This window comes from Celeribacter naphthalenivorans (assembly GCF_020524585.1).
Classification (GTDB): Bacteria; Pseudomonadota; Alphaproteobacteria; order Rhodobacterales; family Rhodobacteraceae; genus Celeribacter; species Celeribacter naphthalenivorans.
On the sequence record NZ_JAIVLK010000002.1, the window covers coordinates 123332 to 135276 of the forward strand.

The 11945-nt window shown below is 59.4% G+C and carries 10 protein-coding genes; 9 read left to right on the top strand and 1 reads right to left on the bottom strand.

Going from position 1 to position 11945, the window contains the following annotated elements; all coding sequences use genetic code 11:
- The first annotated feature begins 10 nt into the window (after window positions 1-10).
- From purS to LC094_RS04265, 8 genes are all read left to right on the top strand, one after another.
- Window positions 11-241, top strand: coding sequence for a phosphoribosylformylglycinamidine synthase subunit PurS (gene purS / locus LC094_RS04230; protein ID WP_219784739.1), 231 nt, complete (start codon window positions 11-13; stop codon window positions 239-241).
- Between the two features lie 144 nt (window positions 242-385).
- Entirely contained in the window at window positions 386-844 is a 459-nt protein-coding gene (locus LC094_RS04235; RefSeq protein ID WP_226550492.1) for a DUF1203 domain-containing protein, read from the top strand.
- Window positions 845-915: 71 nt separating this feature from the next.
- On the top strand, window positions 916-1836 hold the full coding sequence (locus LC094_RS04240; protein WP_226550494.1) for a DUF1176 domain-containing protein: 921 nt from the start codon (window positions 916-918) through the stop codon (window positions 1834-1836).
- A 99-nt stretch (window positions 1837-1935) separates the two neighbouring features.
- The gene (purQ, locus tag LC094_RS04245) at window positions 1936-2604 is read left to right on the top strand and encodes a phosphoribosylformylglycinamidine synthase subunit PurQ (RefSeq protein WP_226550495.1); all 669 of its coding nucleotides are present in this window, start codon (window positions 1936-1938) and stop codon (window positions 2602-2604) included.
- Window positions 2605-2789: 185 nt separating this feature from the next.
- A complete protein-coding gene (locus LC094_RS04250; protein WP_226550497.1) occupies window positions 2790-4517 on the top strand; it encodes a sensor histidine kinase in 1728 nt (575 codons plus the stop codon).
- Window positions 4518-4595: 78 nt separating this feature from the next.
- Window positions 4596-5930 (top strand): sigma-54-dependent transcriptional regulator, encoded by a 1335-nt coding sequence (locus LC094_RS04255; RefSeq protein WP_219784735.1) that lies wholly within the window; start codon window positions 4596-4598, stop codon window positions 5928-5930.
- Window positions 5931-6014: 84 nt separating this feature from the next.
- Complete coding sequence (locus LC094_RS04260) at window positions 6015-6758, top strand: hypothetical protein (protein ID WP_226550498.1); 744 nt, start codon at window positions 6015-6017, stop codon at window positions 6756-6758.
- A gap of 71 nt (window positions 6759-6829) precedes the next feature.
- Window positions 6830-7606 carry a hypothetical protein gene (locus LC094_RS04265; RefSeq protein WP_226550499.1) on the top strand — a complete coding sequence of 259 codons (777 nt, stop codon included), beginning with the start codon at window positions 6830-6832 and terminating at the stop codon, window positions 7604-7606.
- A gap of 54 nt (window positions 7607-7660) precedes the next feature.
- Here LC094_RS04265 and LC094_RS04270 read toward each other — a convergent pair whose 3' ends face one another.
- Window positions 7661-8209, bottom strand: a complete 549-nt coding sequence (locus LC094_RS04270; protein ID WP_226550500.1) for an NADPH-dependent FMN reductase — start codon at window positions 8207-8209, stop codon at window positions 7661-7663.
- 733 nt (window positions 8210-8942) lie between these two features.
- Here LC094_RS04270 and LC094_RS04275 point away from each other — a divergent pair.
- On the top strand, window positions 8943-11921 hold the full coding sequence (locus LC094_RS04275; protein ID WP_226550501.1) for an Rne/Rng family ribonuclease: 2979 nt from the start codon (window positions 8943-8945) through the stop codon (window positions 11919-11921).
- Window positions 11922-11945: the final 24 nt, after the last annotated feature.

The following is an 11945-nucleotide window of genomic DNA, read 5'->3' on the forward strand; positions in this document are numbered from 1 at the left end:
GGATAACCCCATGAAAGCCCGCGTTTTTGTCATGCTGAAAAACGGTGTTCTGGACCCCCAAGGCGCCGCCGTGCAACACGCGCTGGGTGCGCTTGGTTTTGACGGTGTGAACGAAGTCCGTCAGGGCAAGGTGATCGAGCTCGATCTGGCCGATGGCACCACCGAAGCCACGATCAACGAAATGTGCGAGAAACTCCTCGCCAACACGGTGATCGAAAGCTACCGGGTCGAATTGCTCTGATCCGCACGGCGGTTTGAAGATTTGAAAACGCCCGTCAGGTTGTCTGGCGGGCGTTTTTCGTTGGTCTGCGCTTTGCACAAGTTCCGGTTCGCCAGTGGCGCGCTGCCCTGTTTACCTCAGGAGAGACAAACAGGAGCTTTCGCGATGAATTTTCAAGGACTTCCCACTCTCACGGCCCATGCCTATCGACTGGGCAAACCCGATGCCAACGGGCAGGCGCCCGAGCAGGTGCTGAACCCCTATGAGGGCGCGCCCTGTCGGCATTGCCTGCGCAATATCCCCAAAGGCCACGGCATGTTGATTTGCGCGCATCGACCTTTTGAGACCCGCAATCCCTATGCGGAAACCGGTCCGATTTTCCTCTGTGCCGCCCAGTGCGCGCCCTATCGGGGCGAGGGCTTGCCGGAGGTTTTGACCACATCTCCTGACTATCTGATCAAGGGCTATTCCATCGACGAGCGCATCGTTTATGGCACCGGCCGGGTGACGCCACAGGCCGAGATCGACAGCTATTGCGCGGCCCTTTTGGCGCGTGACGAGATCGCCTTTGTCGACATCCGATCCGCACGCAACACGTGCTGGCAGGTGCGGGTGACGCGATAAGCGGGCTTTAAAGACGCGCGGCACTGTCCTAAGAGAGGGGTGTTTCTCCGTTTCAGATCAAAAGGTTCTCGATGTTCACTCGCCTCAAGTCCGCCACCGCCATGCTCACCCTTGCCGCCGTTCAGGTGATCGCACCCGATCTGGCGCGTGCCCAAGACATCGCACAATTCCACCACAAGCAATGGCAGGCGAAATGCGGGCCGGACTATTGCGCGCTGACCCCGCGCGCGCATCCGATCCTCTCGCTCGCGCGCAGTAATGATAGCGGGCATGATAGTGGCAATTGGGTCCTGAGCCTGCGCAATCGGGAAATGTTGGATGAGGGCGTGATCCAGATCGACGGGGCCGTGCTGGACCTGTCCGAAGATGTCGAGATCACTTTTCCGGAGGTGCTGCTCGACGGCGACACGCTTGAGATCGTTTACGCCGCCGAAGGCTTTAGCGAAGGTGTGTCTCTGGCGGGGATCAAGGCGGCGCTGCTTTGGGCCGAAGACCAACAAGGGCGCGTCGAAGATCGCGTCGAGGATCGCAAGCTGACGCTGCACCAACCCGATTGGGTGGCCTTGCAGGCTGAGGCGCGCAAGATCACCGAGGAGATGTGTGACGGACCCTTGCCCGGCGTGCTGGACAATGAGGCCGCGCCGCAAGAGATCGAAGGCCACCCGGAGCTGCGCGTGTTGTCGCAGCTGTGCTGGACGGCGGCCTATAATGTGGGCTCTCAGGTCTATCTTTTGGGGCCGGAGCTGGACGGCGTGGCCCCGGTGCGGGGCGCGGCCATTGATGAAGAGGGCGCGGCTGTGCCGGAACTGGCGCTTTGGGGTATTCAGGGCGACACGCGCATGCTCGACAGTTTCTACAAGGGGCGGGGCCTCGGCGATTGTTTCACTCAGGAGAGCTACCGCTTCGACGGGTTTTCCTATGTGCTGGAGCGCCGTGTCGTAGATGATGCCTGTGACCAGAAAATCATCCCCCATGTGGTCTGGCCTGAATGACAAAGCACCTTGCGGACGTCAGGGCGCGTGAAGAGTCTTGAATAGGCGGGGGACAACGCGTATCAGGCGCGTAAACCGCCCTCACAGGAGTCCCGCCCGATGAAAGCCGCCGTTCTGCAATTCCCCGGTTCCAACTGTGACCGCGACATGGCCATGGCGCTGAAACAGGCGGGCGCCGATGTCACCATGGTCTGGCACAAAGAGGCCGATCTTCCGGCCGGTGTCGATGTGATCGGGGTTCCGGGCGGCTTCTCCTATGGCGACTACCTGCGCTGTGGCGCGATTGCGGCCAATTCGCCGATCACCAAGGCGCTCAAGGCCCACGTCGACCGCGGTGGCTATGCCTTTGGCATCTGCAACGGCTTTCAGGTGCTGACCGAAGCGCGGCTGTTGCCGGGCGCTCTCTTGCGCAACGCCGGTCTGAAATACATCTGCCGCACCGTGGGTCTGGCGGTCGAGACCACGGACAGCCCCTATACTTCCGCCTATGCTCAAGGCCAGCACATCGGCATTCCGATTGCGCACCATGATGGCAATTTCACCGCTGACGAGGATACGCTCGACCGGCTCGAAGGGGAGGGCCTCGTGGCGTTCCGCTATCTCGACAATCCGAACGGCTCCAAGCGCAACATCGCGGGCATCCTGTCTGAAAACCGCCGCGTGCTTGGCATGATGCCGCACCCGGAGCGCGCGTCCGAGGCGGCGCATGGCAATGAAGACGGCAAGGCTTTCTTTACCTCGCTGCTCGATGCGGTGGTTTCCGCCTGACACGTTGGTTTTCCGGCAAGAATTTGCTCAAAACGCTCCCGAGAGGGGGCGTTTCTGCGTTTTGGGCCGGTGGCTTCCCCTTGCGGGTGGCGCCCGCGCCCGCGTAATCTCACCGCATGAGCGACACCGGGGGAAAATCTGACGCGGGAAAAGCCCGCACATCGGCAGGCACGACGGCCCGAACCATGGGTTGGACCGGGCGTCTGGCGCTGATCGGTTTTGTCGCGGCTGCGATTGGCGTGGTCTGGGTGTCGAACCTTTTGCTGACCGAACGCTACACCACCGTGACCCGCAACCGCGCGGAGGTGCGACAGGCGCTTTACGCCGGCAACCTGATGAGCGAATTGCAGCGAAACTCCATCGTGCCGACGCTTTTGTCCCGCGACCCGGTTCTGGTCGGCGCGCTCACCTCGAATGATTTTCAGCAGACCTCGCAACACCTGATCACCTATGTGGACGAGATCGGCGCGGCGGGGATCACGCTTTTGGACGAAACGGGGCGGGTGGTCGCGGCCACGGATCGCTCGCTTTTGGGCACGAACAACCGCCAAAGCCCGAATTTCGTCGATGCGCTGCGCTCCAACGATACGATTTTCAAGGCGCTGCAACTCGACAATGGCGCCTATGAGTTCAGCTATTCGCGCCGCATCGATGTGAACAGCTCGCTCGCGGGTGTCATCGTCGTGAAGGTCGATCTCGCCAAGTTCGAGAAAAGCTGGGCCGGGATTTCGGATGCGGTGATCGTGGTCAATTCCGAGGGCAATATCATCCTCTCGACCGAACCGCGCTGGCGCTCGAAATCCGAAGGCGAGGCCCTGGCGACCCGCGATGCCCCCACGGCGATCGAGCGCGCGTTTCAGCTGACGACGGATTGGTCGGCAAGCCCGGATGAGACCTATCTGGGCGGCGAGGCGGTGATGCGTCTGGAAAGCCGTATTCCGTTTCGCGGCTGGCGCATGACGTCCTTTACCACCTACGCCTCGGTGCGCGAGCGGGTGAACGGCTTTCTGGCGCTTGAGATCATGGGCTTTGCCATTTTGCTGTCGGGCGCCTTCTACATGACCTCGCGCCGCGCCGTATCGCGGGCGGGTCTTTTCCAACGTGAAAGCGCCGAATTGCGCCAGTTGAACGCCGCTCTTCAACGCGAGATCGCCGAACGCAAACGCGCTGAGAAAAGCCTTGAGGTCGCCGAACAGACCCTGGCGCAATCGTCGAAACTGGCCGTGTTGGGCGAGATGTCGGCCGCCGTCAGCCACGAGTTGAACCAGCCTCTGGCGGCGATGAAGACATATCTGGCGGGCGCGCGGCTGTTGATCAAACGCAAGCGCTCCGAGGAGGCTTTGGCCTCTTTCGGGCGGATCGACGATCTGATCGAACGCATGGGCGCGATCACCAAGCAGTTGAAATCCTACGCCCGCAAAGGCTCGGATCAATTGCAGGAGATCGACCTGCGCGATTGCGTGTCCTCGGCCTTGTCGATGATGGAGCCGCAATTCCGTCAGGGTGCGGTGGAGATCATCAAAAGCCTGCCGCCCGAACCCGTCATGGTCGATGGCGACCGTGTGCGGTTGGAGCAGGTCTTGGTGAACCTGTTGCGCAACGCTTTTGACGCCAGCAAAGCCTCCGAGGAGCCGCAGATCGAGATCATGGTCACCGGCGGCGTTTTGGGCGGCACTCAAGCAAGTGTGACCGTGCGTGACAACGGCACAGGCATCGAAAACCTCGACGATCTCTTCGAGCCTTTCTACACCACCAAGGCGCCGGGCGACGGGGTGGGGCTTGGCCTTGCGATCTCGTCGGGGATCGTGGCCGAACTGGGTGGGCGTTTGATGGCGCGCAACCGGCCCACGGGCGGCGCGGCCTTTGAAATGGTGCTGCCGCTGTCGCGCGAGGCGCAGCACGCGGCGGAATAAAACGACAGAATTTTGGGAACCAAACGGGTCCCTGAGACGTTTAGCCCTACCGGGCTACAAGAAAAAGGAAGAACACCCATGGCGACGGCAATGAAAATCGCGATCGTCGATGACGAACAGGACATGCGCCAATCCATCAGCCAATGGTTGGCGCTGTCGGGCTTTGACACGGAGACATTTTCCAGCGCGGAAGATGCGGTCAAATCTTTGGGGCCCGATTATCCGGGCGTGGTCATCACCGACATCAAGATGCCCGGCATGGACGGCATGCAGTTTCTCAAGAAATTGATGAGCACGGACAGCGGTCTGCCGGTCATCATGATCACCGGCCACGGCGATGTGCCGATGGCGGTGGAGGCGATGCGGATCGGGGCGTTCGATTTTCTCGAAAAGCCGTTCAACCCGGACCGGATGACGGAACTGGCGAAAAAGGCCACCAATGCGCGGCGTCTGACGCTCGACAACCGCGCGCTTCGCCGCGAATTGTCCGACGGCACCGGCATCATGAACAAGCTGATTGGTGCGTCTCCGGTGATGGAGCGGCTGCGCGAGGATATTCTCGATCTCGGTCAAGCCGACGGGCATGTGTTGATCGACGGCGAGACGGGGACGGGCAAGACCTTGGTCGCCCACGCTTTGCACGCGGTCGGCACGCGGGCCTCGAAGAAATTCATCACTTTCGCCTGCGCAGGCCGCGACGAGGCCGATCTGACGCGGCGACTGTTTGGGCCGGACCCGGACGGGCAAATTCAACCGCTCATTGAGGAAGCGCGGGGCGGGACCTTGGTTCTCGAAGACATCGAGGCCATGCCGATGACGCTTCAGGCGCGGTTGCTCAAATGGATCGACGAACAGGGCACGCCGCCCGAAACGCGCATCATCGCGATCTGTAACCTTCAGGAACAAGGGCGGACCTGTGAATCTGCACTGCGGCCCGACCTCTATTTCCGCCTCGCGGCGATGAAGATCACCACGCCGCCGCTGCGCTCGCGCGGCGAAGACATTCTGTTGCTCTTCACGCAGCTTTCTCAGCAATTCGCCGAGGAATACGGCTGCGACGCGCCGGAGGTCTCCGCGCAGGAGGCCGCGCAATTGTTGCAGGCGCCTTGGCCGGGCAACATCCGTCAGCTGATCAATGTGGCCGAGCGCTCCGTGCTGCAAAGCCGTCGCGGATCGGGCTCGATCACCTCGCTTCTCTTGTCCGAAAGCGACGCGCCGGAACAGCAGACGATGACCACCGAGGGCAAGCCTTTGAAGGAATATGTCGAAGCCTTCGAGCGCATGTTGATCGACAACACGATGCGCCGCCACAAAGGCTCGATCGTGGCGGTGATGGACGAGCTCTGCCTGCCGCGCCGGACGCTCAATGAGAAGATGGCCAAATACGGGCTGCAGCGCTCGGATTATTTGTGACATGTTGAAGCGGGGGTGAAAGCGCCCGCTTTTTAAATGTGTATTTAAAGAGCCGAATTTCAAACGCGTAAACCACGGATCGTTTTGCATTTGACGGTGTTATTTTTCTTAAGTCTTTTCATTGTGTTTTGGCTCAGCAACTTGGTTGTCGTTGTCGCCGGTGTCTGGACGCTTTTGCGCAGGCGCTATGCATTGGGAACGGGCATTTTTCTTGCTTTCTTGGCATTTTATACCCTGCCGCAACTCTACTCATATTTTCAGCTTCGCAGCGCCGAGCGTGACCTGATGGAGATGGCGTATCACGATATAGAGAAACTTGATATGCATGGTCGCCGTGTTCTTTGTCTGATGTCGCATGATGATGGCGAGGGGAGAGTGGCCTCTTTTTGTGAGCGTATGTTCGAGCGCTATACGCCCACAGAGATGATCGTTGTGGGCAGTTTTGAAGGCGACCAAGTTATGGCGTCAATGACGTTAGATTTGAGCGAGTTAAGAGGGGAGAGGCTGCGAGTTGAGGCGCGGAAGATGCCAGATGGGCGTGGCTATCTGGCGACCGTCGCAGAGCCGGCGGAAGGGCAGGTCGCGGTTTCCGATTACGATGTACTCCTGCGGCTGTCGACATTGGCGCCCGAGGAGAATGACAGGCTGAAACTCACCTCTTCTGAAATATACGAGGCCTATGATCTGTCTATTCAAGGCCTGCCTGTCGCCCGGCTCGCCACAGGTCATGTAAGGGTCTATAAAGGCTGGTTTTGGTTCATCGGGGACGTTGAGAAAGTCCCACGCTTCTATCAGAGGTCTGCCAATGTCCGGGCATTTTTTCGGTGATTCCGCTGTCTTGGACGGGGCCGTGTTTTGTTATTTGAGCATTAAAACTCTTAAGAGGGGAAAGGTCATAAATGATCAGTATTAGCACTTGGGATATGATTGTTGTTCTATTGATGGGCGTGCTGGTTTTTCTGGGGCCGGTTGCTCTTTTCCTATGGGGGATTCGGTTGATCCGGCGAGGTCGGAAGGGCATCGGTTATACCTTTGTCGTTCTTCCGATTGGGTACTATCTCATCCCAAATGTTATTGCTGGTGTACAGTATCTGACGATGCGCTCCTACACTATGTCGCTGTGGGAAGTGCCTGAGACGCCTCTTACCGTGGAAGGGCGCAGTATTCTTTGTATTTCGGAGAGCGAAGGCGTCCCATCGATTTGTAGAAACCTCCTCGAATATCGAGCACCTTCCGGGATGATCCATGTTCAGGTTTCCGACGAGGTCGATGATACAGGTGATTTGGACGCCGCCTATCAGAGGGTTGAACGTCTGACTGTTGAGACTGAAATGTTCTATGAACATGAGATTACGAGTGTCGTTCAGACGCCGATAGAGCTGAAAGTAAAACCGGAACAATACGACGTTGTGATCCGGGAATTTTGGACGCACCAGCGCGAGGAGCATAAAGAACGCATGCTGCGAAATCTTCATGTCCGGTTTGTTCAAGTGTTCGATAAAGCGCAAAAAGCGGGTCCCGTGGCACAGTTTGCAGACGGGCACGCACAGTTGAACTATGGCATCGTATGGATGTTCGGAAACACTATTTATTTTCCCGATGGCGATGAAATGAATCTGAGGCGCAATCGTTTCATCTGCGGGGATGATGCCAATCAACATTGCTCGGGATATTGAATGGAAAAAGGCGTCCCGGTTGGGACGCCTTTCTCATATCTGAGCGAGGGAGCCTCAGATGTGGTCTGCCACCCATTTGGCATAGGCTTCGAGCCAGGATTTGAGAAAATCCTCGGTGCCTTCGGTGACAATTTTGCCGTCTTCGTCAAACATGTTCCAAAGGTTGCCGATATAGGCCTCGGGCTGTTGCATGGCGGGCATGTTGAGGAACACCAGCGGCTGGCGCAGGTGGTGGTTGGCGCCGAAACCGCCGATGCCCGAGGGGCTTGCGGTCACGATGCCGGCGGGCTTGCCGCCCCAGGCGCTGTCGCCATAGGGACGCGAGCCGACATCCAGCGCGTTCTTGATCGCGGCGGGCATCGAGCGGTTGTATTCCGGGGTCACGAAAAGCACGCCGTCGGCGGCTTTGATCTCTTTGCGGAAGCGCGCCCATGCGGCGGGCGGCGTGTCGGTGTCGAGGTCTTCGTTATAGAAGGGCAGGTCGCCGATTTCGACGAAATTGAACTCAAGGCCCTCAGGGGCAATTTTGGTCAGCGCCTTGGCAAGCTTCAGGGTGTGCGAGTCTTTGCGGAGCGAGCCAACGAGAACAGCGATACGGGTCATGGTACATCCTTTCGGGATTGCGCAGAGGGCTGCGCGTTTGTGCTAAATCTTGATTTTTAATGTAGTATTGCGAGCGCAAATAAACAGTGAAACTTATGTGCAGCGCAGCACCTGATCCCTGTCTCCGCGCACATTGAAAAAGCTTTGGCTGTTCATCCATGAAAAGCTTTCGTTAATCGGTTTTGCGCTATTTTATGCGGCGAAACGCTTTTTGAGCCGCTTTTTAAGGGTGAACTTAGGGCGAACTGTGGCCGAAAATGTCGTTTCCATGAATTTGCGTGTTGTCTAAAGGCACATGCATCACTACTGATATAAGAACGCAGGTCCGCTTGGTGGCATTCCCGCCCCGGAAACCGCGTGTGAAAGATTCGCTGTATGCGTGTTTTGGAGGCCCGGGGTCGCGAAAACGATCGACTGTAAGGCACCGCCCGCAGAACAGACCGATACCGCCGCATGGAATGACAAAACCTCGGCACGAACCGTCCCGACAGTCCTTTGAGGGCCCGCGGGATTTAAATGGGCGCAAGAGTGACAAAGATCACGCGATGCGCCGGAGAAGAAACGCGATGCAACGCGCACAGGCACGAAGAAACGCAGACACGGGGGCCCTTGGCCGCTGTGCGTTTGCGACCGCTGCCTTAGCCGATCCGCTCGCCCCAAAACATCACCCGCTGACCCGCGACGCCTCTTTCAACAGGGGCGCGCCCGTATCGGGTGCCGGAAGACAAATTCAATGGCAAAGAAAATGCTCATCGACGCCACCCACGCGGAGGAAACCCGCGTTGTGGTGGTCGACGGAAACAAGGTCGAGGAATTCGACTTTGAATCGGAAAACAAACGCCAGCTCGCTGGCAACATCTACCTCGCAAAAGTAACGCGCGTCGAGCCGTCCTTGCAGGCGGCCTTCGTGGATTACGGCGGCAACCGCCACGGCTTTTTGGCGTTCTCTGAAATCCACCCGGATTACTACCAAATCCCGGTTGCGGACCGTGAGGCCTTGCTGGCCGAAGAGCTGGCCTATGCCAAAGCGCTCGAAGAGGAAGAAGACAAGCCCAAACGCTCTCGCCGCCGCCGCACGCGGTCGCGCTCGAAATCCGATGAGACCCAATCCGGTGACGTGAAAGCGGAAGGGCTCAAGAGCGAGGATGCGGTGGAGACCAAAGAGGTCGATCTGCCCGCAGAGGATGGCTCTGAGGCTGACACGCGCGCTGTTTCTGGCCCGGTTTCTGGCATGGATGTGATCGAGCCGGAGGCCTCCGAGGCCGATGCTCTGATTGCTGACGACGTTGCAGAAGAGCCGGCTCAAGAGGCCGAAACCGCAGAGGCGTCGGTCGAAGAGGGCACATCGCCCGCATTCACCGTGCAGGAAACGCCGGTCGAAGAGCCGGAAGATGCGGCGGAAACGGCGGAAGAGGGCGCATCTGACGACGAGGCGACCCAAGACGACGCAGACTCTGATGATGAGTCTGACGATGAAGACGACTCTGACGAAGACGACGCCGAGACGGCCGCTGACAAGGACGAGTCCATCGAAAGCGTCGCCGACGATGACACCGACGAGGAAGTGCGCCCGAAACGCAAACCGCGTCCGCGCAAGTATAAGATCCAGGAAGTCGTCAAAGTGCGTCAGGTCATGCTGGTGCAGGTCGTCAAGGAAGAGCGCGGCAACAAGGGCGCGGCGCTGACCACCTACCTGTCTCTGGCCGGTCGCTACTGTGTCCTGATGCCGAACACCGCCCGTGGCGGTGGCATTTCGCGCAAGATCACCAACGCCGCAGACCGTAAGAAACTCAAAGAGATCGCAGGCGAATTGGAAGTGCCGCAGGGCGCTGGTCTGATCATCCGCACGGCGGGCGCACAGCGCACCAAGACGGAGATCAAACGCGATTACGACTATCTCAAACGGATGTGGGAACAGATCCGCGAGCTGACCCTCAAATCTGTCGCACCGGCGAAGATTTACGAGGAAGGCGACCTGATCAAACGCTCGATCCGCGACCTTTACAACAAGGACATCGACGAGGTTTTCGTCGAGGGCGAGATGGGTTATCGCGAGGCCAAGGACTTCATGCGCATGATCATGCCGTCCCACGCCAAGAACGTGAAGCATTACGCCGACCAACTGCCGCTCTTTGCGCGCTATCAGGTCGAAAGCTACCTCGCGGGCATGTTTAACCCGGTGGTTCAGCTCAAATCCGGCGGCTACATCGTGATCGACGTGACCGAAGCCTTGGTCGCCGTCGATGTGAACTCGGGCCGCGCCACGAAAGAGGGCTCGATCGAGGACACCGCGCTCAAGACCAACCTGGAGGCCGCCGAAGAGGTGGCGCGTCAGGCGCGTCTGCGGGACTTGGCCGGTCTGATCGTGATCGACTTTATCGACATGGAAGAGCGTCGCAACAACACGGCGGTCGAGAAGCGTCTGAAAGACAAGCTGAAAACCGACCGCGCGCGCATTCAGGTGGGCCGTATCTCCGGTTTCGGCCTGTTGGAAATGTCGCGTCAGCGTCTGCGTCCCGGCATGCTTGAGGCGACGACCCAGCCCTGTGCGCATTGCCACGGCACCGGTCTGATCCGCTCCGACGACAACATGGCGCTGTCGATCCTGCGCCAGCTCGAAGAAGAGGGCACGCGCAAGCGTTCCCGTGAGGTGCTGCTGAAGGCGCCGGTGGCCATCGTCAACTATCTGATGAACCAGAAACGCGAAATGATCGCCCAGATCGAAGCGCGCTATGGCATGGCGATCCGCATCGAGGCCGATCCTTTCCTGATCTCGCCGGACTTCTCCATCGAGAAATTCAAAACCGCCACCCGCGTGGTGCCGGAAGTGAGCGCGACGGTGATTTCTGCCTCTGCCGATCTGATGTCGGATTACGACGACGATGAGGTCGAGGATCAGGTCGAAGAAGATGTGAACGAGGCCGAGGAGGGCGCCGCTGAGACTTCGGAAGAGAGTTCCGAGGATCAAAAGCCGAAGAAACGCCGTCGTCGTCGTCGCCGTCGCAAGTCGCGTGACGAAAACGGTGAAAACGGCGAGACTGGGTCCGAAGAGGGGGAAACCTCTGAGGGCGAGGGCGCTGAGGCTCCGGAGGCTCAGCAAGAGGCTGAGGCCGCGTCTACGTCTGAGGACACTCCGACCGAAGAGGCCCCGAAGAAACGCACCCGCAGCCGCCGCAAAAAGGCCGAACCGGTCGAAGAGGTGGCGTCTGAGGAGGGGGCCGAGGCCGCCAAAGAGACCGCCAAAGAAACCTCGGAGGAGGCCGCAGAGGCTCCGGTCGAAGAAAAGCCGAAGCGCACCCGGACCCGTCGCAAAAAGGCCGAAGAGCCTGTTGCGGAAGCTGCAGGTGAGGCCGCTGCAGAGGAGGCGCCGAAGCCGAAGCGCAAGCGTCGCACCAAGGCGGAGATCGAGGCCGACAAAGCCGCGAAAGCTGCCGCTGAGGCGGAAAAAGCTGCGGCAGAGGCAGCAGAGCAACCACCTGTCGAGGCCGCGCCTGAGGTGGCGTCGCAAGAGGTGGCCGAGGTCGTGCCAGAAGCAACGCCCGAGGTCGTGGAAACGCCTGTGGCTGAGGTCGCGCCCGAGGTGGAGCCTGTGGCAGAGGCCCCGGCTGAGCCAGAGGTCGCAGCGGAGCCCGAACCCGTGACAGAACCCGCCAATGCGGAGGCTGAACCGGAAGCGGACAAGCCGAAGCGCCGGGGCTGGTGGAGCCGCTAAGGCACGCCCTCTAAAGCACACTCG

What these genes read in the sequence shown, in the direction of transcription:
- purS (WP_219784739.1), top strand. Translation starts at nt 11, where the DNA reads ATGAAAGCCCGCGTTTTTGTCATGCTGAAAAACGGTGTTCTGGACCCC.
- LC094_RS04235 (WP_226550492.1), top strand. Translation starts at nt 386, where the DNA reads ATGAATTTTCAAGGACTTCCCACTCTCACGGCCCATGCCTATCGACTG.
- LC094_RS04240 (WP_226550494.1), top strand. Translation starts at nt 916, where the DNA reads ATGTTCACTCGCCTCAAGTCCGCCACCGCCATGCTCACCCTTGCCGCC.
- purQ (WP_226550495.1), top strand. Translation starts at nt 1,936, where the DNA reads ATGAAAGCCGCCGTTCTGCAATTCCCCGGTTCCAACTGTGACCGCGAC.
- LC094_RS04250 (WP_226550497.1), top strand. Translation starts at nt 2,790, where the DNA reads ATGGGTTGGACCGGGCGTCTGGCGCTGATCGGTTTTGTCGCGGCTGCG.
- LC094_RS04255 (WP_219784735.1), top strand. Translation starts at nt 4,596, where the DNA reads ATGGCGACGGCAATGAAAATCGCGATCGTCGATGACGAACAGGACATG.
- LC094_RS04265 (WP_226550499.1), top strand. Translation starts at nt 6,830, where the DNA reads ATGATCAGTATTAGCACTTGGGATATGATTGTTGTTCTATTGATGGGC.
- LC094_RS04270 (WP_226550500.1), bottom strand. Translation starts at nt 8,209, where the DNA reads ATGACCCGTATCGCTGTTCTCGTTGGCTCGCTCCGCAAAGACTCGCAC.
- LC094_RS04275 (WP_226550501.1), top strand. Translation starts at nt 8,943, where the DNA reads ATGGCAAAGAAAATGCTCATCGACGCCACCCACGCGGAGGAAACCCGC.